The sequence below is a fragment of the Maridesulfovibrio sp. genome (assembly GCF_963677005.1).
Taxonomy (GTDB): Bacteria; Desulfobacterota; Desulfovibrionia; order Desulfovibrionales; family Desulfovibrionaceae; genus Maridesulfovibrio.
On sequence record NZ_OY781616.1, the window covers coordinates 3,142,548 to 3,164,225 of the forward strand.

The 21,678-nt window shown below is 51.4% G+C and carries 18 protein-coding genes; 12 read left to right on the forward strand and 6 right to left on the reverse strand.

Annotated features, from left to right (window positions below):
- The first annotated feature begins 166 nt into the window (after positions 1-166).
- The 5 genes from ACKU4E_RS13945 (at position 167) to ACKU4E_RS13965 (ending at position 7,232) form a co-directional block, all read left to right on the forward strand.
- Complete coding sequence (locus tag ACKU4E_RS13945; RefSeq protein ID WP_320171688.1) at positions 167-1,354, forward strand: efflux RND transporter periplasmic adaptor subunit; 1,188 nt, start codon at positions 167-169, stop codon at positions 1,352-1,354.
- A 235-nt stretch (positions 1,355-1,589) separates the two neighbouring features.
- Entirely contained in the window at positions 1,590-4,745 is a 3,156-nt protein-coding gene (locus ACKU4E_RS13950; RefSeq protein WP_320171689.1) for an efflux RND transporter permease subunit, read from the forward strand.
- 114 nt (positions 4,746-4,859) lie between these two features.
- A complete protein-coding gene (locus ACKU4E_RS13955) occupies positions 4,860-5,198 on the forward strand; it encodes a DUF4405 domain-containing protein (RefSeq protein ID WP_320171690.1) in 339 nt (112 codons plus the stop codon).
- A gap of 83 nt (positions 5,199-5,281) precedes the next feature.
- Positions 5,282-5,968: a response regulator transcription factor gene (locus ACKU4E_RS13960; protein ID WP_320171691.1), complete on the forward strand. Its 687-nt coding sequence runs from the start codon at positions 5,282-5,284 to the stop codon at positions 5,966-5,968.
- On the forward strand, positions 5,958-7,232 hold the full coding sequence (locus tag ACKU4E_RS13965; RefSeq protein ID WP_320171692.1) for a HAMP domain-containing sensor histidine kinase: 1,275 nt from the start codon (positions 5,958-5,960) through the stop codon (positions 7,230-7,232). Before ACKU4E_RS13960 ends, ACKU4E_RS13965 begins: the two co-directional genes overlap by 11 nt.
- A 133-nt stretch (positions 7,233-7,365) precedes the next feature.
- On the opposite strand, the gene ACKU4E_RS13970 is transcribed toward ACKU4E_RS13965, so the two are convergent.
- The 5 genes from ACKU4E_RS13970 to ACKU4E_RS13990 form a co-directional block, all read right to left on the reverse strand.
- A complete protein-coding gene (locus tag ACKU4E_RS13970; protein WP_320171693.1) occupies positions 7,366-7,875 on the reverse strand; it encodes a hypothetical protein in 510 nt (169 codons plus the stop codon).
- A 171-nt stretch (positions 7,876-8,046) separates the two neighbouring features.
- Positions 8,047-9,555: a CHASE sensor domain-containing protein gene (locus ACKU4E_RS13975; RefSeq protein ID WP_320171694.1), complete on the reverse strand. Its 1,509-nt coding sequence runs from the start codon at positions 9,553-9,555 to the stop codon at positions 8,047-8,049.
- Positions 9,552-10,112, reverse strand: a complete 561-nt coding sequence (locus ACKU4E_RS13980; protein ID WP_320171695.1) for a YfiR family protein — start codon at positions 10,110-10,112, stop codon at positions 9,552-9,554. Before ACKU4E_RS13980 ends, ACKU4E_RS13975 begins: the two co-directional genes overlap by 4 nt.
- On the reverse strand, positions 10,100-12,031 hold the full coding sequence (locus tag ACKU4E_RS13985; protein ID WP_320171696.1) for a TonB-dependent receptor plug domain-containing protein: 1,932 nt from the start codon (positions 12,029-12,031) through the stop codon (positions 10,100-10,102). The genes ACKU4E_RS13980 and ACKU4E_RS13985 overlap by 13 nt, the downstream gene beginning before the upstream one ends.
- The gene (locus ACKU4E_RS13990) at positions 12,028-12,732 is read right to left on the reverse strand and encodes a response regulator transcription factor (RefSeq protein WP_320171697.1); all 705 of its coding nucleotides are present in this window, start codon (positions 12,730-12,732) and stop codon (positions 12,028-12,030) included. Before ACKU4E_RS13990 ends, ACKU4E_RS13985 begins: the two co-directional genes overlap by 4 nt.
- A 252-nt stretch (positions 12,733-12,984) precedes the next feature.
- Here ACKU4E_RS13990 and ACKU4E_RS13995 point away from each other — a divergent pair, with 252 nt between their 5' ends.
- Positions 12,985-13,842, forward strand: a complete 858-nt coding sequence (locus ACKU4E_RS13995) for a flagellin (protein ID WP_320171698.1) — start codon at positions 12,985-12,987, stop codon at positions 13,840-13,842.
- Here ACKU4E_RS13995 and ACKU4E_RS14000 read toward each other — a convergent pair.
- Positions 13,839-14,120: a hypothetical protein gene (locus ACKU4E_RS14000; RefSeq protein ID WP_320171699.1), complete on the reverse strand. Its 282-nt coding sequence runs from the start codon at positions 14,118-14,120 to the stop codon at positions 13,839-13,841. The genes ACKU4E_RS13995 and ACKU4E_RS14000 overlap by 4 nt on opposite strands.
- Positions 14,121-14,383: 263 nt before the next feature.
- On the opposite strand from ACKU4E_RS14000, the gene ACKU4E_RS14005 reads away from it, so the two are divergent.
- The 6 genes from ACKU4E_RS14005 to flgL all read left to right on the forward strand — a co-directional run bounded on the left by ACKU4E_RS14005 (position 14,384) and on the right by flgL (position 21,674).
- Positions 14,384-15,244, forward strand: coding sequence for a flagellin (locus tag ACKU4E_RS14005; protein ID WP_320171700.1), 861 nt, complete (start codon positions 14,384-14,386; stop codon positions 15,242-15,244).
- Positions 15,245-15,626: 382 nt separating this feature from the next.
- Positions 15,627-16,172, forward strand: a complete 546-nt coding sequence (locus ACKU4E_RS14010; RefSeq protein ID WP_320171701.1) for a sigma-70 family RNA polymerase sigma factor — start codon at positions 15,627-15,629, stop codon at positions 16,170-16,172.
- Positions 16,169-16,843 (forward strand): flagellar hook capping FlgD N-terminal domain-containing protein, encoded by a 675-nt coding sequence (locus ACKU4E_RS14015; RefSeq protein ID WP_320171702.1) that lies wholly within the window; start codon positions 16,169-16,171, stop codon positions 16,841-16,843. Before ACKU4E_RS14010 ends, ACKU4E_RS14015 begins: the two co-directional genes overlap by 4 nt.
- A gap of 26 nt (positions 16,844-16,869) precedes the next feature.
- Positions 16,870-18,408: a flagellar hook protein FlgE gene (locus tag ACKU4E_RS14020; RefSeq protein WP_320171703.1), complete on the forward strand. Its 1,539-nt coding sequence runs from the start codon at positions 16,870-16,872 to the stop codon at positions 18,406-18,408.
- A gap of 30 nt (positions 18,409-18,438) precedes the next feature.
- Positions 18,439-20,469, forward strand: a complete 2,031-nt coding sequence (locus tag ACKU4E_RS14025) for a FlgK family flagellar hook-associated protein (protein WP_320171704.1) — start codon at positions 18,439-18,441, stop codon at positions 20,467-20,469.
- Positions 20,470-20,477: 8 nt separating this feature from the next.
- The gene (flgL, locus tag ACKU4E_RS14030) at positions 20,478-21,674 is read left to right on the forward strand and encodes a flagellar hook-associated protein FlgL (RefSeq protein WP_320171705.1); all 1,197 of its coding nucleotides are present in this window, start codon (positions 20,478-20,480) and stop codon (positions 21,672-21,674) included.
- Positions 21,675-21,678 lie beyond the last annotated feature (4 nt).

Sequence of the window (21,678 nt, forward strand, 5' to 3'; positions counted from 1 at the left end):
ATATTCTCGACAGTTTTTGTCCGTTTTTTCTCTCCCCCTTTAGCGGTTAACCTTGAATTAACCCTTGTACTGATAGAGTCCCTTCATAGTAATTCAATTCGAATCAGCCATATTCCTGGATTTATTCCGGAATATGGTTTTGGCATTTATGCTTTTAGGAGAACACATGCCTGAATACAATGTAAAAAATTTTAAGCTGGTAGCGGTAGCGCTTGTTGTGCTTGCCGTTTGCGCACTGTTTGCCGGGTGCAAGGATGCGGATACAGCCCAGGCCGGAGACAGCCACGCCAGAATGGTTCCGGTGGAGGTGGAGGAAGTTGTGATGACTCCCTTCCGCAGAAGCATAGAACTTCCGGGCAGGGTTTCCGCCCGCCGGGTAGCGCAGGTTCGCGCCCGTGTAGCCGGCATTATCCTGAGCAGGGATTTTCAGGAAGGCAGCCATGTAACCAAGGGACAGGTGCTGTTTCATATTGATCCCGCCCAGTTTCAGGCAACACTCGCCCAGGCCCGTGCGGATCTCGCAAGGACAGAGGCCAGCATGGTCGACCTGAGAGTTACGGCCGAAAGATACAAGAAGCTCATAACCACAAAGTCGATCAGCCAGCAGGAAGTTGATACGGCCATAAACAACTACAAGGCGGCACTGGCGGCAAAAAATGCGGCCGAAGCAGCCGTGCGTTCGGCATCCCTGAACCTCAGTTATGCCACGGTTACAGCTCCCATTTCCGGCAGGATAGGAAGGGCGCTTGTTACCGAGGGGGCTCTTGTCGGGGAAGGCGAGGCTACTCATCTGGCCACCATACAGCAGCTTGATCCCATTTATGCCGATATCAATCAGCCTGTTGCGGAATATCTTAAGCTGAAGGCCATAATGAACGAGGCTGTAAGCGGTGAAGACAAGGCCGAAGTGACCGTTTCACTTGACGATGTTGATTACACTGCTAAGGGCAGACTGCTTTTTTCCGATGTGACTGTTGATCAGGAGACCGGGCAGGTATCCCTTAGAAGTGAATTCCCCAACAAGGACGGCATGCTGCTTCCCGGCATGTTCGTGCGCATAGGAATAAAGCTCGGCAAGACCCGGGACGTTGTTTTCGTTCCGCAGCGGGCGGTTATTCGTGATGCCGACGGTTCCGCGCATGTTTTTGTAGTGGATGAAGGGAATACCGTTTTTCAGCGTGCCGTTAAAACCGGTCTTATGCAGGGTGGACGCTGGCAGATTACCGAAGGGTTGAAACCAGGAGACCGACTCATAATCAACGGGTCGGAAAAAGTTCATCAGGGAATGACCGTATCCGTAAAAAATACCGGAGCCCCTGCGGCTGAACTGAATGCCGCTTCCGGTAAATCCTAACCTGCATATTGCATTAACTGTATATTGTGTTGTTTTTTAATTCATAAAAACAAACTTTTACAGTGTAGATTGCACGTTTTATGTCAATTACGTTTTGTCATACGAAGCGGCAAAGCCTTAATAGATTGTTTGGGATTCTTAAACCCTTTTGCAAAAGGGTTTAAGGCCCCCGGCAGGGCCGTCGGAGACATTTGAAAAATTAATCAGTGCTTCCATAAATTTCAGAGATAAGCCAATGTCCAGATTCTTTATCGAGCGTCCCAATTTTGCATGGGTCGTAGCTCTTTTCATCTCTATTGCCGGAGCCATGGCCATACCGAATATGGCGGTGGAAAAATATCCGCAGGTAGCTCCTCCCCAGATCAGGATCGAGGCAACCTATCCCGGAGCATCCGCTTCCGACCTCAATGATTCCGTGGTCAGTCTTATTGAAGAGGAACTGAACGGAGCAAAGGGACTGCTGTACTATGAATCCACCAGCAGCTCCAACGGTGTCGCAACTATCAACGTTACTTTCAGACCGGGTATTGATCCGGACATGGCTCAGGTCGATGTCCAGAACAGGGTCAAAAGGGCGGAGTCCCGTCTGCCGGAATCGGTCAGGAACCAGGGGATAGACATCGAGCAGGCCAACTCCGGCTTCCTGATGATTTACTCCCTGCGTTACAAGGCCGGGGGGGAACATAAGGATCCGCAGCAACTGGCCGATATCATGGCCCGCAACATAAATAACGAAATCAGGCGTGTGGACGGCGTGGGAACGCTGCAGTTCTTTGCTTCCGAAAGTGCCATGCGTGTGTGGGTCGATCCTCAGAAACTGCTCAGTTACGGATTGTCCATAACCGATGTCAACGATGCCATTTCCGCTCAGAACGTGCAGGTGCCGGCCGGTAGTTTCGGCGGGCGCCCGGTTGAGTCCGATCAGGAGCTTAAGGCTACCTTCATGGTTCAGGGGATGCTGGAGTCTCCCGAGGAATTCGGGAAGATTCTTCTGCACGCAAGTCTGGACGGTTCCACGGTGCATCTTTCCGACGTTGCCAGAATCGAAATAGGTCCGGAGTCCTACAACTCCGTTTCAAGACTTCAGGGTGTACCGACCGCTGCTGCCGCAGTTCAGCTTGCCCCGGGAGCGAACGCCCTCGGTACGGTTGAAAGGATCATGGCCCGGCTTGACGAACTGGAAAAAACACTGCCTTCGGATATGGAGATATCCATTCCCTTCGACTCCTCCAAATTCGTGGACGTGGCTATTGAAAAGGTTGTTCACACCCTCATTGAGGCCGTGCTGCTTGTTTTTCTGGTCATGTTCCTGTTTCTCCAGAATTTCCGTTACACACTCATTCCAAGTATTGTTGTGCCCGTCTGCGTACTCGGCGCTTTCGCGGTGATGTCCGCATTGGGTTTTTCCATCAACATGATGACCATGTTCGGAATGGTCCTGGCCATTGGGATTCTGGTGGATGACGCGATCGTGGTTGTTGAAAACGTGGAGCGGATCATGTCGGCCGAAGGGTTGCCACCCAAAGAGGCGACCATCAAGGCCATGGGGCAGATTTCCGGGGCTATCGTCGGGATCACACTTGTTCTGTCTGCGGTTTTTTTGCCGCTCGGATTCATGAGCGGATCTGTCGGGGTTATTTACCGTCAGTTCGCGGTCTCTGTCGCGGTCTCCATCCTTATTTCCGGGTTTCTGGCACTGACCATGACTCCGGCCCTGTGCGCCACAATACTAAAGCCCGTATCCATGGGCGAGCATGCGGGCAGACGCGGATTCTTCGGCATGTTCAACCGGTTCTTCGAGCGGCTCAGCCTGCGGTATGAGTGGATAACCGGCAAGCTTGTACGCAGAACCGCATTATGCATGTGCGTATATCTGGCTTTGCTCGTGGCTTTGGGATTCAGCTTTATGCGATTGCCGGAATCCTTTGTTCCGGAAGAAGATCAGGGGTACATGTTCGTCAGCATCCAGCTTCCTCCCGGTGCCACGTATTCCCGTACCTTTTCTGTGGTCCGGGCTGTGGAAGACTATCTGCGCTCACGCCCGGCAATTGATAAGACTGTTGCGGTTCTCGGATTCAGCTTTTCGGGAACGGGTGAAAATGCCGCTCTCGCCATTCCTTCGTTCAAGGACTGGTCGGAACGCGGAAAAGGCGAGTCCACCCAGGCTGAAGTGGGCATGGCCAACCGGATGCTTTCGCAGAACACGGACGGGATGATCTTTGCGGTCAACCCTGCTTCCATTGACGGCCTGGGTAATACCGGCGGTTTTGCCCTGCGTCTGCAGAACCGTGGCGGAATAAGTCGGGCTGAGTTCTCCAAGGCCATGGGCATGGTGCTCGCTGAAGCCAACAAATCCCCGGTCATCGCTTACGCCCGTCTTGAAGGTTTGCCGGACGCACCCCAGTTCCGGCTGAATATTGACCGTGAGAAGGCCGAGACACTTGGGGTCCGGTTTTCAGATATTAAGACGGTGCTCTCCAGCGCCTACGGCTCTGCCATGGTAAACGACTTTGTCAACAACGGGCGCGTGCAGCGTGTTGTGGTTCAGGGTAGTGCTGAAAGTCGCAAGAGCCCGGAAAGTCTCAATAATCTGTATGTTCCCAATGGACATAAGGAACAGGTGCCGCTCACTTCGCTTATAAGCACCAGATGGGAGACAGGCCCGGTCCAAATCGTTCGCTACAACGGATATAACGCTTTCAGGCTGACCGGTGACGCTGCTCCGGGATACAGTTCCGGGGAAGTCATGGCCGAACTTGAACGGATAATGAAAACCCTGCCGACAGGAATCGGGTATGAGTGGAGCGGATTGTCCTATCAGGAAAAATTCGCCGGGGCTCAGGCTCCCAAAGTCTTTACCATGGCACTGGTGGTTGTTTTTCTCCTGCTGGTGGCTCTTTATGAAAGCTGGTCCATTCCTTTTTCCGTAATGCTCATTGTGCCTCTGGGGGCCTTGGGTGCTGTTGCGGCAGTCACGGTCATGGGAATGTCCAACGACGTTTATTTCAAGGTCGGGCTGATCACTATCATCGGGCTGGCAGCCAAGAACGCTATTCTGATCGTCGAAGTTGCCAAGCAATTCCATCAGGAAGGCTACAGCCTGGTTGATGCGGCGGCCAGAAGTGCGCGGTTGCGTTTCAGGCCCATTGTTATGACTTCCATGGCTTTCATACTCGGTGTTATTCCGCTTGCAATTGCGAACGGAGCCGGTGCAGCCAGCCAGCGGGCCCTTGGAATCGGTGTTATCGGCGGCATGCTCAGCGCAACTGTTCTGGGTATCCTTTTTGCCCCGGTTTTCTTTGTCTGGGTGCTTTCCGGAGTACGCAGGCTGAAGAAGAATAAAACCGACGTGCCGGACGAGGTTTCAGCTGCCGGGGATGCCCGTCACTGATAGATCGAAGGAACGCTGTTGTTTCCGCTGTAGGTCCGAGACCTCAGCGGCCGGTGCCGGCGCGGATAGTTTCCCGATATCCGCGCCGGCTTCCGGAAAAACAAAGGAGTCATTATGCTTGAAAAGATAGCCGAACGTTCGTTTCTTTCCCCTGTACTGGCTTTTACCTTTGTCCCGGTGGCCTTCACAGGACTTCTGATGCTTTTTCATATCAGCATTCCGGGGCTGAAAGGAATTCATAACTGGCTTGGTCTGGCTTTCATTATTTTTAGCGCGTTTCATATTGCGGTAAACTGGAAGGCCCTGATAAAATACTGTACTGGAAATGATGCGCGAGCAGCTCTTGCGCTGGTTGTTGTCCTGACATTTATCTGCTGCGTCTTCGGGGCCGGTCAGGGGGACGGGGGGCACAGGTATCACAAAGGCCGCGCCTCCATTGCCGAAAAGTTTTAGTCCGGATATTTTGTAATAATGCCTTCGGCGGCGAAATCGAACTGTCACAATCGCGAAGCGCATCAAATCGGCAGGGGGAAATGATGAGTATCACAGTTCTTCTGGTGGAAGACGATTACGACCTTGCCGCAGCGGTTGCCGGTTTTCTGGAGCTGGAAGGGATTGTCTGCGACCATGCGTCCAACGGACTGCAGGGGCTTGAGCTTGCTGTTGCCAATGACTACGATGTGCTTCTGGTGGACGTCATGCTTCCACGTCTTGACGGAATAGGTCTGTGCGAGAGGCTGCGCAAAAAAGCTGTTGATACACCGGTCCTGATGCTTACCGCGCTCGGCTCTCTGGACGACAAGACCGCAGGATTCAATGCCGGGACGGACGATTACCTGACCAAACCGTTTGACATGGAAGAACTGCTGCTCCGCATAAGAGCCCTGTCCAGAAGGCGCAGCCGTCAGGTCAGGACACTGGAGGTCGGCGGGCTGGTCATGAATCTGGATACGCACGAGGCCGTGCGTGAGGGGCAGCCGTTGCTGCTTACCCCGACGGAATGGAAAATTCTGGAGGAACTGGCTCTCAACAGCCCTAGGGTTGTTTCAAGAAACAGTCTGGAGCAGGCTGTGTGGGGGGACAGTGTTCCTTCACAGTCCCTTTTGAAGGTCTATCTGAACAAGCTCCGCAAGAAAGTCGATGCTCCTCCTTTTTCTCCGATGATCCGCACTCTGCCGGGGGTGGGCATTGTTCTGGAACAGGAGGGCGGAGATGAGCAGTAACCAGAGTATAATGAAGCTGGTTATTTTTTTTACGCTTATCGCGTGTTCCCTGCTGGTCATATCATACTCGATTCTGGTTAATTTTTATTTTGAAAAGGGATTGATGCTTTCCGTGCAGCACCGGCTGGAACTGGAGGCTGCCGCTTATGCCGAAGCATACGCGAAGGATAAGGAGGCCAAGTATCCCGAAGCCGCCAACTTCACCACAATTGAAAAGTATGCTGATCTGCCTGCGGAAATAAGGCAGGAGATAGCCCCTTCCGAGTTCGGGGCCGGAGATTTCTATCTGGTCATACCGGACAAGGAAAAAATGAGCAGACTCAGTTTTGTTCTTTCCTTTCAGCGTTCAGACGGCAAGATACTTTATTTCGTCTACAGCCTCGGCCATGCGGACAAGTTTGAGCCCATCAGTTCCGTTGAGCACGGTATTCTCTACTACACCATTGCGGCCGGAATTCTTTCCTTTCTGGCCATTATCCTTGTGGCCGTTTACATGATCAGGAGAATCGGCAAGCTGGTCATGCGGCTGACCGACTGGGCCTTTCATCTGGATAAGGACAATGTTGACGATCCTGTCGGGGATTTTGAATATACGGAACTCAACAGGCTGGCGGAGCTTTTCCAGAAGAACATGCGCCGGTTGCTGCAGGGAGTTCAGCGCGAGCAGCGTTTTCTGCGCAATGCCAGCCATGAGCTGCGTACTCCCGTTGCGGTGATGCAGACAAATATGGACTGGCTGTGCCGTCTCGGAGCCGGACAGGATGAAAGATACAAACGACCTCTGGACGGAATGAGAAAGGCCGTCAACAACATGAAGGAACTCATGTCCACCTTTCTCTGGGTAGGTAGGAAGGATGCCGGGGAGCTTCCTCGTCAGATCATCTCCGTGAATACCGTGCTGTCCGCAATCATTGAGGACAATTCATATCTTCTCGCCAACAAGGATGTCCAACTGGAAACGGCGATGGAGCCGGGCAGGATTATCGCATCGGAAAGTCTGGTGCGCATAGTCTGGAGCAATATTATCCGTAATGCCTTTCAGCATACCTACGAAGGAGAAGTCCGGGTTGATTTTTCAAAAGGGGTGCTGAGTGTCCGCAATGATCTGGTGCCGAACATTTCCGATGGTGGGTCCGACAGCTTCGGGCTGGGGCTGATGCTTATTCAGGACCTTACGGACTGCCTCGGCTGGAAGTTTGATGTAGAAGAAACGGAGTCCTCGTATTCCGTTGTTCTGGATATGTCCATGGCGATGGTAGAATGAGAATGGCGGGACGAGTGTGATGCGTGCTGCTGGTAATTGATGCCGTTCCTGCTTTTCTTCGTTTTGAGAACGAGTGTAAATTTAATGGACTCCTTCCTTCAACTATCGTTGTCCGGGAAGGAGTCCATTGTTTTTAGAACGGTTCGCCGTTATTGATCATAATTTTGGCGTGTGAATAGGACAATCCTCCTCCATAATCTCTACGGTGGATATCAGCTCCGCCGACAAGGGCCTTTCTCAATTTTGGATCAGCCTCGGACATCCACTCAACAGTGGCATGTACGATAGCAAAAATTTTTCCGTTCGGCATCAGGCCGTGTCTGCGTGACCCTTTGGCAGGGATTTCGAAATCGGTTGTCCCGGTATTGACAGTAGTCCAACTATTAATTCCACCTGTTTGAGTTCTCGCATATCGGGTTAGTTCATTTCCGTCATGATCATAAAACGTTACCCTACATTGGATCGGAACATTTGAAATGTTTGTAAGAAAAAGGGTTGGATTTGTATAGCCGTTATCGCTTTGGTAATAAAATTGAAGATTTGAAGCAATCGCGCTGCCCTGCGGGATAAAAGACGACTGGGCATAAGCATGGTGTGTGAAGCTTAGTACAAGAAATAGGATTGTGGTAAATATTCGTTTCATAACGGCCTCCATTTTATTTGTATAGTAGACCAGTTATAACAAACGTTTCAAATGTGCAATCGTTTATACTTTTATAAACAGGGAGGTGAATTCCGGGGCAGTCTTCGGATTTCAATTTAAGTCTGGTGCCTTATATTGTTTTTCCGAAACGCAAAGCACATTAAATAGTGCCTAGGCGGCATTTCCTTCTTCTTTGAAAGTGGTAGTGACTTCGGTGCCGAATTCTTCAGCGGTTCTCATGTTGATCAGGGCTTCGTGGGTGTTGGCTATAAGTTTTGCGGAATATGTTCCAAGTCCTGTGCCGTCTTCCTTGCCCTTGGTCACGTACTTGTCGAAAAAACGTTCGCGGATTTCTTCTGGAACAGTCATGGTGTTTCTGACTGAAACGGACACAGGCGGTCCGCTGAGAATGGAGATGGTGACAATGTCGCCGCTGTTGGAGGCTTCCACCGCATTCTTGATCAGGTTGCGGAACATGGTCCGCAGCAGCATGCCTTCACCGGTGATGAAGATTTCTTCCATTCCTTCTATTTCCCGTCCGTCCAGCATGATGGAAAGCTGCACTCCCGACTGGTTGAGCAGCAGGGCCATTTCTTCTTCAAGAAAGGTCAAAAGGTCCACAAGGTCCACCTGCATGGTTTTAAGCCTGTAGATTCCCTGCTCCATCTTGAACATATCCAGATGAAACTGGATCATGTCGAGCATGCGGTAACCTGCTGCGGCAATGCGCTTTATGTATTTGCGCTGATCCGGGGTAAGCGGTTCTCCGTTCAGGAGCAGTTCCGGATAGCCGATTACGAGGTTGAGCGAGGATTTGAGGTCGTGGCGGTTGATCCTTTCCACTTCATCTCTAATCATTTCCGCAGTGCGCCGCTCATGTATTTCGTTGACCAGCAGTTTGTTCTTGTTCTCCAGTTCCGCCTGTTTGGAGCGCAACTGCATGGTGCGCTGGGCAACGATGTTTTCCAGCATTTCCCTGTGTGTGGTCAGCCAGACATCTCGTTTTTCGATTTTTGCCAGCATGGAGTTGAATTCGCTGACCAGATAGCCGATTTCATCGTCACTGCGGTATGAAACCCTTTTGGAGTAGTCCTTGCTTTTGGAAATGTCGCGAACTGCATCGGTAAGCTGACCGATAGGAGCGGTAATTTTTCTGCGGAACCGGTTGGTGGCCAGAATGCAGATGGCCGCGACTCCGATAAGGATAGCGGTCGAGGAGATGATGTTCTGGTACAGCCAGTCAAGCTGGTCGGCAAAACGGAGGTCCATGAGCAGGTAGCCAAGCCTCTCACCGCCTGATTCAATCGGCTGGACTATGCTGAATTCGTTAAGCTCAATCCTCGGATGCTCAATATCTTCCGGCAGGGTTGTGTTTTTTTTTCCGTATCCGGCAAAGACTTTGCCGTCGGCGGTAAAGACGGTGGCTCCGGCCGCATTGCGTACGAGATGCAGGGAATCAAGCACTTCTGTTGCCGCGTCCGGATCGTTGAAATCCAGCGCGGGAGCTATGGAGGTGACCAGCACCTGAGCCAGCCCGTTTGCTTTCTGGATGGTGGCCTGCCGGTAAGAATGAAAAAACGAGGCTACAATAAGGGTTATGGATATGACCAGCGCGGCAATGGTCGTACCCAGAATGGCAACGCTTACCTTGCGTCCGAGACTGTTGCGGTATCCCGTCATTGAGACTTTTCTCCACAGTATACTTCGGAGAGGTTGAGCAGTTTGGAGCTTATGGTCAGCCCGGCCTGTCTGGCTGCGCAGACGTTGACCTGCAGCTTGAATCTGGAACCTGATTCCACAAGGTTTATCATGCCGCCCATGCTCAGGAATTCCGGGCTGCTGCCGATGGTGAGAATAGGAAGCCCCTTTATTTTTTTCAGGATCGCGGCAATCACCCTCATATTATCTCCGTCCAGAAACAGCACCTGGCAATCGGCCGGCCAGCGGACCAGTTCGAATTCCTCCGGACGGTTGAAAAAGCGGGCCATGGGGCGGGGACTGACTGCGGCCACGGTTACCGGACGTTCTTCGGATATTCTGCGTTTGTCCGGACCGAGCACATATTTGGTTATCTTTTTTATGAACAGGGCCTGCAACTGTGGCTGAGTGGCCCGCAGAGTATGCTTTTGTACCGGCTGATCCGTTTTGGCGCAGGCCGATTCACATGGAAGGGAACCTACCATAAAAAGGACGACAAGTATAATCGTCAGCAGCTTATGGTTTATCAGAAATCCCATGTCAGCCTCAGCGCGCATGACGGATCGGTGGGGGCGAAGTCGCCGTCATTGATCGTGGTCAGCAGGTTGGAACCGATAAGTTCCAGGGAAACGTTTTCAAGGGGGGTCCAGGCCAGACGTGCGTCCAGACCGAACCCGGTGGAAATGTCCCTGTCGTCCAGTGAGTTCAGGTAGGAGGTGAAGATGTCGAATTGCCAGTTGCTGCTCAGGTTTATCAGTGCCTGCAATTTCAGGTTGTACATTGGGCTGTTCAGCGGAGGGGAGAAGCCCGGCACGTTGGGATCGAAATTGGAAAAATCCTGGTTGGACAGGTCGATGGACGGGCGCAGGGTCAGGAAACTGAAGGGCTGCCAGTCCACAGCTATCTCTGTTCCGTAGGTCAGTCCGCACAGGGCGCTGGCCGGTGTGGCGGTTGATGTGTCTTCATCATAGGACAGGGTGATCAACTGGTCATAGCTGTTGAAATAAAAGGACAGGTCCAGCTTGAGGGTTTCGCTGAAGAGCTTGCGGTAGCCTGCTTCGAAAGAAGTCAGCTTTTCCGTATTGAGATTGCCGGATGTATTTAGGATGTATTCCTTGTCTTTGATTCTGACCCGATAGCTGCCCTCGCGTATCCAGTAGCCCGGTTCCCGATTGGCATAGGAAACGGCCAGCCAGTATTCTTCATCGTCTTCAGTGTAGAGCAGACGGGCGGTCGGTTGCGGGGCGAGGTCCCTGTTCTCGGAGTAGTCCAGTTTCAGGCCCAGAGTCAGGAAAAGTCTGTCATCAATAAGGGCTATGCGGTCCTTGGCAAAACCGCTCAGTTCAAGACGGTAGATGTTGTCGTTTGTCACCGACACCCTTTCGCCCTGTTCAAATGAATCCCAGAAATATCTGCTGCCGAGGCCGAAGGTCATCAGGTGGCCTTCAAACTGTTCGGTGGAATAGACAAACTCCGCTTCAAGGGAGTTTGAGACCGTCTCCATGTCTTCAATGGTGGTGGAGGTCCTGGTAAACGAACTGCGGAACTGCATGCCGGAATTTACGCCGGTTTTTCTGTCCCAGAGGAGTTGGGCGTATCCGCTGTAGTCATGCTTGTCCGTGTTGGCGGAAAAACGGTTTCCCGGAGGAGATTTTTCCGAGATGGCCGAGTCGGCGATCTGTCCCTGGAGGGAAAGCTGGTCGGTGTAGGCATTCAGCCAGTCGGTCCTGAACCCGCCGGATGCGGTTTTCCAGTCTCTGGAGCCTTTTTCCGTCCGGCCGCGGATACGGTAGTTCTGTCCGGGTTCATATCCTCCGTTGGCATAGACAGCCATGGTGCCGTTGCCGGAAATTCTGCCGCCGTGGCGCAGATACTGGCTGACTCCGTTCGTACCGGCAGTGGTCACGCTTCTGGTGCCCTGCATTTCCATGGAGGACTTGGTGATGATGTTGATGACACCGTTGAAAGATTCGGACCCCCAGAGGCTGGTCCATGGCCCGCGCACGATCTCAATGCGTTTGACCATCTGGATGGGCAGATCCTGGCTGGACCAGATAACCCCGTTGAAATAAGGAGAGGTGAGGGGACGGTTGTCGACAAGTATGAGCTGTTTACTGTTGAATGTTCCGGAAAAACCGCGCACGCCGATGGCCCATTTGTCGGTATCCGTTCTGGTAACCAGAACTCCGGGTACTGTGCGCAGGGCTTCGGGCACGGAGGTGGCCCCGCTGCGTTTTATGTCCTCCTCGGTGAGAATAGTGTATGAACCGGCGATGTGTTCAAGGGATTGCTTGCGTTCCGAGGGGGAAACCATTTCGACCTGGAGCAGGTCTTCAAGATCGAGATTTTCAAGTTCGGAGGAGACTTCCCTGTCCCCTGCAAAACAAGGTGAGAGTCCGGCCCATAGGACCAGAAGAGAGAGAAAGAGGGCTGCAACTGCCTGCCGCGTTACGATCATGCGTTAGCCTGGGGTCTGGCAGTCATCATGTATCCGCGTCCGCGGATGGTTTTAATTGAAACCGAATCGCCTATTTTGCGGCGCAGGTTGCTCATGTGGACGTTAAGGACATAGTCGTCGAAGTCCACTGTCCTTCCGAGTGCTGTCTCCATCAGCTCATCCCTTTCAACAAGTTTTCCGCAACTTGTGGCCAGGTGTTCAATGATGCTGAATTCTGCTGCGGTGAAGTGGGTCTCTATTCCACGGACCATGATGGAGTGGGAGTCGAGATTGATTTCAAGTTCACCGATGCTCAGTTTTCCTCGGGACGCGGGGGTTACGGTTCTGGATTGTCCATCCATGGCGCACCGGCGCAGGGAGGCCCGCATTCTGGCCAGAAGTTCCCGCAGGGGAAACGGTTTGCAGATGTAGTCGTCCGCACCCATTTCAAGGCCGACGACCCGGTCAACCTCATCTCCCTTGCCGGTGAGCATTATCACCGGAATGGTGGAATCCATTCTGATTTTTTCAAGCACGTTCAGCCCGCTGATGTCCGGCAGCACGATATCCAGAAGAACAAGGTCGAAGTCATCGCTTCCGATAACCTTGAGTCCTTCTTTGGCCGTGCAGGCATGAACCAGGCTGTACCCTTCGCCGTCCAGATAGGTGGAAAGAAGTTCCCCCATATCCGGGTCATCGTCGATAAGAAGTATTTTGTTCATAACTGTTCTCCTGAGTTTTATACTATGTGTTCAGAAGAAATAAGCAAAAAAGTTTAGTGTAAAAGTTTGTTAAGAACATTAAGAACTATAAAGATGAGTTCTTTTTTATCCGTTGCAATGTCTTCTGCGGCAAAGGGAATGAAAATGCATTCCTAAACGTTTCATGCCTCCGTTTCGTATAAGCAGGCAAAGACAGTTGAATCGGTCGGCTGTCTTCAGTGCAAGGATGTACGAAAAAACACGGAGGTTTTTATGTCTTTAGTAATCAACACCAACACCATGGCAAATTCCGCCGCCCGCCATCTTAATGATGCCTACCAGGCTCTTGGCTCGTCCACAGAAAAGATGTCTTCGGGGCTGCGCATCAACTCCGCTTCTGACGACGCCGCCGGCTTGGCCGTGCGCGAACTCATGCGTTCGGACGTTTCCACTCTCAATCAGGGTGTGCGTAACGCAAACGACGGTATTTCCATGATTCAGACCGCTGACGGCGCTCTTTCGGTTGTGGATGAAAAGCTCATCCGCATGAAGGAACTTGCCGAACAGGCCGCAACCGGTACCTATACTTCAGATCAGCGTGCGCTTATCGACCAGGAGTATCAGGCCATGGCTTCGGAAATTACCCGTATCGCCAGTGCCACCGACTTCAACGGAATCTATCTGCTCAACGGAAACCTTTCCGGCAGCAGCGCGATGACCATTCACTTCGGAACCGGTAACGACAGCGCCGAGGACAAGTACACCGTAGAGATCGGTTGCTGCACCGCATCCGCTCTCGGCGTAGGTAACCAGAGCACGGTAAATGCCGGTTATACCGTTTCAACCCAGGAAGCTGCTCAGAACGCGCTTGGCGCAATCGACGCAGCCATTGTTTCCAAGGATAAGATCCGCGCCAACCTCGGTGCTACCGAAAACAGGCTTGAAGCAACCATCTCCAACCTTGAAATACAGTCCGAAAACCTTTCTGCAGCGGAATCGCAGATTTCAGACGTTGATGTTGCAACCGAAATGACCAACTACTCCAAGCAGCAGATCATCACTCAGTCCGCGGTTTCAATGCTGGCTCAGGCGAACTCTCTGCCGCAGATGGCCCTGTCCCTTATCGGCTAATTCATACCAAAGATACTGGCAAGTGCCGCAATTACGAAGGCCCGGGTTTCCGGGCCTTTTTTGTTATGCTTTTTTGGGGGTAATAGTTGCGGTCCGGCGGTTATGCGTGACATTTTTTTGGACGATCCGATTCTGTCTTCATTGATTAATAGGGGCTGTGTAAATCCGGGGTTACGGGCAAAGGCGTTGGTAACACGTTTTAATTCTTGCTGTTTTATTGATTGCAATGTTCTGCAAGCAATATTTTCCATGAGCTGTATGGAAAGATCTTCCCACAATTCAAAAATCTGTCTTCTGCCTTGTTTCAGCCGTAAAAATCAGATTATTTTATTAAGAAATATGTGTTTTATCCCAACAGTCTTTACGTTGACTTGCCTAAATTAATATTTTGTGTGCCATAAATTTTTTATTCTGAATATATCGCATTGATTAGTTAATGTTGTTTGGAGTGTGTGTTGCAACAACAGTGTTGTTTTAGACCGATTCTATTTGTTCGACAATGTAATGTCCGCAAGGAAGATAAAGCAACACGGAGGTTTTTATGTCTTTGGTAATCAACAACAACACTATGGCCAATTCCGCAGCCCGTCACCTTAACGATGCCTACCAGGCTCTTGGTTCGTCCACGGAGAAAATGTCATCCGGTCTGCGCATCAACACGGCTGCCGATGATGCCGCCGGGCTGGCTGTGCGCGAACTCATGCGTTCGGACGTTTCCACTCTGAATCAGGGTGTGCGTAACGCCAATGACGGTATTTCCATGATCCAGACCGCTGACGGCGCTCTTTCAGTTGTGGATGAAAAGCTCATTCGCATGAAGGAACTCGCTGAACAGGCCGCAACCGGTACCTATACTTCGGATCAGCGCGCACTCATCGACCAGGAGTATCAGGCCATGGCTTCGGAAATCACCCGTATCGCCAGTGCCACCGATTTTAACGGAATCTACCTGCTTAACGGAAACCTTTCCGGTTCCAGCGCTATGACCATCCATTTCGGAACCGGTAACGACAGCGCTGAAGATAAATATGATATCGCTATCGGCAACTGCACCGCATCCGCTCTCGGGGTAGGTAACCAGAGCACGGTAAATGCAGGCTACACAGTATCCACTCAGGAGGCCGCTCAGGAATCTCTTGCTGCATTGGACGCGGCCATTATTTCCAAGGATAAGATTCGCGCAAACCTCGGCGCCGTGCAGAACAGGCTGGAAGCCACCATATCCAACCTCGAAATTCAGGCCGAAAACCTTTCCGCCGCTGAATCGCAGATTTCTGATGTTGATGTTGCTACCGAGATGACCAACTACTCCAAGCAGCAGATCATTACCCAGTCTGCAGTCTCCATGCTGGCTCAGGCCAACTCCCTGCCGCAGATGGCACTTTCGCTCATCGGCGGCTAGCAAGCACACCACCTCATTCTGTGAAATCAGAAGCAAAGGGCCCGGTTTTCCGGGTCCTTTTTTTTATCGCGTTACCAACCTTCAGATTCTTAATGTTATTGGAAGAAGCTGCCGGTAAACAGTTCCATTTTCCTTTGTTTTCAGGATTCGGATCTACGGCAAATGTTGCCTCTTCTGCCGGGTGTGGATTTTTATTCCTACAATGAACTGGTTTTAAAGCTCTTTTTGTCAAGAAAGGTTAATTTTATCTCTCCTATGCAAAGCTGTTCTTAATCATACCCATAAATTGTTAATACAATCTGATCTATTCTGAATTCATTGTTTTTGTATTTTAATATTGTATGGAATGCCGGTTGCTGAATTAGATACAGCAGGAGGCATTATGAATACTTATTTTGAAAGAAATATTGAAGACAAATACGCATATGACACAGATAATTTCTTTAAAGAAAATTCTATGCTCATAAAAAATGTTGTTAGTAAGTTTCTTAGAACTAAGTACACAAACATATCATCAAGTGATGTTGATGAAGTTTTTCAGGAAATAGCATTCAAGGTTATTAAGAATGGATATATAGAAAAATATTCATCTGAAAAAAGTTCTCTTAAAACATGGCTGTATATCATCAGCAGGTCTGTTGCCGTAGATTATATGAGAAAGAACCGGCGCATATATATTAATGTAGATGATATGGAAGATGTCTCTGAGCCTGAAAATTCAAAAATAAGTTTTTCAATGCCTGAAGGGCTGCTCTCAAAGCGTCAGAGTGAAGTTATCAGAATGATTTTCTGGGGCGACTTAAAGGCGGTTGAAGTAGCAGAACAGCTCGGAATAACCGCTCGTACAGTCCGTTGCCTCAAGCACCAGGCAATCAACAAACTCCGCCGTCATTTCGGCGTTACCAGAGAGAGGAGGGTCATATCATGACCATTGAAGGCGTCAGTACCTACACTGCAACCGATTCCACCAGCACGTCTACCACGACCAGTTCCAGCAGTTCCACTCTGGATCAGGTGGATTTCCTGACCCTGCTCACTACGCAGCTTGAATATCAGGACCCCACAAACCCTGTTGATAACACGGAAATGATCAACCAGATGACCAATTATTCCATGCTTGAACAGGATGTTGCCCAGAATGAAAACCTGGAAACGATCATCAACCAGCTTTCCGCTCTCTCGGCACTGAGTACCTCCGGATACATAGGTCAGGACGTAATGGCCGAGGGCGGAGTCATAGAGGTGGAAGACGGCGAGGCAACGGACATCACCGTGGAGCTGGATGAAGACGCCGCCACACTGGGCATTAACATTTACGACTCGGACGGCAATATCGTCGACACCATCTATTTCACCGATATCGAGTCCGGAGAGACGGAAATTACCGGTGCCCAGATCATGGCCAAGGCCGACATTGATTCGGACGGCACATATACAGCGGCAGTTGTTGCCTACGATGAGAATGGCGACTCCCTGGACGTAACGGTCAAATCAGCCGGGACCATCACTGCTGTGGAGCAGGACGATTCCGGAAACACAACCCTGACACTTGAAGACGGGCGTGAAGTCGATCTGACTGAAGTCTCCTTCACATCCTAAATTTTTAAGCAAAGAGGAGAAATAAAATGGGTATCACCAGTTCCATGTACACCGGCATATCAGGGTTGAATGTAAACTCCCAGGCAACATCGGTTGTTTCCAACAACCTCGCCAACTCTTCAACCATTGCCTACAAAAGTTCCACTACGGTTTTCGAGGACCTGTTCTACTCTTCCATCACCACCGGCAGCGGCGGTGATCAGGTAGGTAACGGTGCGGGCGTGGCAACCATAAATACCGACTATACTCAGGGCTCGTACGAGGATTCGAGTATCTCCACCAACGTTGCCCTGAACGGTGACGGATATTTCATAGTTATCGATCCGGATACAAACAACACTTTCTATACCCGTGCGGGTAACTTCGATTTCGATACCGACGGCTATCTTGTGGATACTTATGGAAACAGGGTTCAGGGTTGGGAAATTGAGGACGGTTCCGCTTCCGGTTCACTTACCTCCATCCAGCTTGACCAGTCCCAGTCTCCTCCGAAGGCTACCTCAGAGATTCAGCTTACCATGAACCTGGACTCTCAGAGCACTGACGAGGCCGTGACCTCCAATCCGTATACTTCTCTGTTCGAACTTTATGATGGAACCGAAAATCCTCCCTTGGATGATTCACAGTACAGCTACTCCACCACCATCACCATTTATGATGAAAACGGTTCCGCCCACGACCTTACCGTCTACATGGACCCTGTGGATGTGGACGCGGACGGTAACATCGTCTGGGAATATGTCGCCGCCTATGAAGCCGAGGATGATCAGCGCACCGGTTCCGACGGTGTTTCCCTGAATACCACCAGCGGCGCCGGTCTGGCCATGGTCGGAACACTGACCTTCAACTCCGAAGGCCAGATGATCTCCATGACCGCTTTCACTCTTTCCAATGCTACCGCTTCAACCGATGTCAAGGACGCCTCCAACTGGGGGCTGGCCGACCTGAGTGATGAGGGCTACCCGGAAGTCAACATGAACTTTACCGGAAGTTCCGACGGGCAGGATGTGGCCATCAGTTTCGGTATGTCCAGCGATGATTCCACCTGGACCACTTCGGGTATCAACACCCTCGGCGACATAACCGCCTCCACCAGCTACTCCGCGCTGCCGAGTTTCAGCGACTACACGCTGGAAAACAGCGCGACTACCAGCTACAGCGACAGCTCCTCCGCAACATATACCGTTTCTCAGGACGGTTACGCCACCGGTTCACTGGAATCAGTAAGCGTGGACGAAAACGGCATAATCATCGGCAGCTACTCCAACGGCCAGTCAGTTGAACTCTACCAGCTCGGGCTTGCGGACTTCATCAATGAATCCGGGCTGGAGGCCGAGGGCAGCAACCTGTACCGGGCCACCACGGAATCCGGGGAGGCCATCATCGGTACAGCCGGTTCGGCCGGGTTCGGTTCTGTTGTTTCAAATGCACTGGAAGCTTCCAACGTGGATCTCGCTTCCCAGATGACCGAACTGATCATTATCCAGTCCGCGTATCAGGCCAACAGTAAGGTTGTAACCACTGCGGACGACCTGCTGCAGACGGCCATAGGGCTGAAGCGTTAATAGCAGCCTGAAGGGAAACCGGAGGACCAGATGTCACTCAGCAATGCTCTCAATATAGGTAAAACGGCCCTGGCCAATGCCCAGATCTCGATCAATACGGCGAGTAACAATATCGCCAACTCCGAGACCGAAGGCTACCAGAGTGTTACCACCACCTATTCCAGCACCAGCAGTATTTCCGTTTCCGGGAACAGCCTCGGCACCGGTGCGGACGTCTCCCTTGAGACAAACTGGAACAGCTTTGTTGAGAAACAGTACCTCTCCGCTTCCGCCGATCTTGCTTCCAGCACGGCAGTGAGCGACTACCTTTCCCAGCTTGATTCCATATTCAACCAGAGCGAGGACGAAGGTCTTGCCGCGGCGCAGGATGAATTCCTCAGTGCCTGGAGCGATCTTTCAACCTATCCCGATTCCCTTGCAGAGCGTGAAGCGCTTCTGGGCGAGGCTGAGTCGCTGGTCTACTCCTTGAACTCGATCGCTTCCGACCTTGAGGATATGTCCGATGCTGTCAGTTCGGAGATCGTGGATCAGGTTGCCACCGCCAACGAGCTCATAGATTCGATCGCGCTGCTCAACGAACAGATTGCCGCTTCGCCTGACAATACCGAGCTTATATCAAGCAGGGATCAGGCCATAAGGGAACTTGATGAAATTATTGGTGTGGAAGTCATAACCTCCAGTGACGGAACAACCAAGATATATACGGAATCCGGTCAGCCGCTGGTTGAGGGAACCGAAACTCACAGTCTGGTATACTCCTCCGCTCGTTCTACTGAATCTCTGCAGCCCACCTCTACTTATGACGGTGATATTGAGTTTTCGGGTACTTCCAGTGAAGAAATACTGATAGAATTTGTTTCTTCAGGTGCGGACGGAACAGCCCAGTTCAAGGTTTCTCTGGATGGCGGAGAGACCTGGGAAGAGGACGAGAACGGAAACACCCTGCTTTACACTGCCGATGATTCCGATAATGCCGTGACCATAGCCGGTGTTGAAATCTCCTTTTCCGGAGGAACCACCGACCACACCGTTGGCGACCGTTATACCGTGGTCGCCAAGACCGGTCTTTACTGGGAAAATTCCAGCGGTGGTCTGGTAAACATAACTCCCATGACCGACGATAGCGGTTCGGATGTCAACAACCGCACCACCAGCGGTTCTCTCGCCGGTCTGTTCAAGGTTCGTGACGACTACATCGAACCGCTTTCAGACGAACTCGACGATTACACCGAAGCCCTGATCTGGGAAGTCAACTCCGCACATTCGCAGGGGGCCGGACTTGAGGCCCATAGCGCAGTGGAAGGGACTTACAGTGTTGACGACCAGACCGCAGCCCTTTCCAACTGCGGACTGGTTTATGAGGACAAGATCACTTCCGGCGAGTTTTCCATCTATACTTATGATGCCGACGGAAACCTGGCTTCCAATGCAAGCATTTCGGTGGACCCGGCAACAGATTCCCTGGATACCATCGTTTCCGCAATCAATACGGCTTTTTCCGGATCGCTCACCGCATCGGTCAATTCCGATGGAGAACTGGAAATACAGGCCGCCACGGACACTACCTTCGAATTCGGTGAGGACACTTCAGGAATTCTGGCCGCGCTCGGGATCAACACCTTTTTTGAAGGCAGTACTGCCGAGGATATTTCCATAAACTCCTATGTGTCGAGTGATACGTCTCATATCAATGCCGGGGTGGTCGATGCCGACGACGGCACAGTCAGTTCCGGAAGCAATGAAACTGCCGAGGCCATAAACGATTTGCTGAGTGAGACCGTATCAATAGGTGAGGGAGTCTCTGCCACGGATACATCCCTTACCGAATATCTGGCCGCTCTGGTTGCCGAGGTGGGTGCAGCGGCGTCCACAGCGGAAACGCAGGTTACCTGTGATACCACCACGGCAGAACTTTATTACGATCTTCAGGAATCCGGCAGCGGAGTCAACGTGGATGAAGAATTGATAAATCTGACCAAATATCAGCAGCAGTATCAGGCTGCATGCCAGATTATAGAGGTCACCCGTGAAATGATCGACAGCATTTTGGACATCGTCTAGGGGGCATCATGAGAATCAGCACTTCCCAGATTTATTCGCAGACCATTGCCAGCATAAGCAAGTCGCTGAGCGATTATACCGAGGTTTCGAACCAGACGTCATCCCAGAAGAAGCTGAACGCTCCTTCGGACGATCCGGCAGGTATGGGCAACGTAGTCAATCTGCGCAGTTACGATCAGAGTCTGGAAAGCTATTACAATAATGCCGAACTGGCCGGTTCGCTGCTTGGAACAGCCGACGGTCTGCTGAGCGAAGCCAGCACTCTGATGAGTTCTGTGCTGGAACAGGCCGAGCAGGGGTCTACCGGAACATATTCGGACGATCAGCAGCAGTCCATGGCCGAATCAATGATGGCCTATCAGGATTCCATGCTGGCGATAGCGAATTCCAAGTCCGGTGACGATTACCTCTTTTCCGGCGAGGCAACCGATACTTCTCCTTACGAATACGTCCCCGGTGTTACTATTACTGGAGATTCTCCGGCAAAGAGCGATTTCTCTTCCTTCACCGGAGATCTTGATGATCCGATAATTGTCCAGTTCACCTCGGATGGAACTGTGGGTACCAACGACATTGACTATACCTATTCACTTGACGGTGGAAGCACCTGGCTTACCGGAACAATCCTGTCCACTGACAATACCATGGATTTCGGGGACGTGACTGTTGATTTGAGCACCGGGACATCCGTAACCGCCTGGGATGATGACGAGGATACCGGCAGCAGTTTCGTGGTGCGTAATTCCGTGTCCTACAAGGGTGCCGACGAGGCCATGTCCATAGATATCGGTGAAAATACGGAAATCGATGTGAACACCGTGGGCAGCGATATTTTCGGCGGGGTGGATGCTGATACCGGCGAGGCTTACTCCGGTTCGAATCTTTTCGAATCAATCAGCGATGCGATTGCCTATCTCTGGATCGGTGACGAGGAAGGAGTAGCTTCGACAATTGAATCCATCAGCGACGGTGAAGTACAGTTGACCGTTGAGGCGTCAAATGTGGGGGCCCGTGAGGAAAAGGCGGATTTCATCAGCACCAGTCTTTCATACGCCCGTGAGCGGGTGAGTAGTGCGATAAGTGACGAAGAGGATGCGGACAGCGCCGCCCTTACGGTCGAGTTGAGCAAGGCACAGTATATCTATCAGGCCGTTCTCAGCTCCACTTCCCAGGTCATAAGCATGTCTATCCTTGATTATCTGTAGGAGG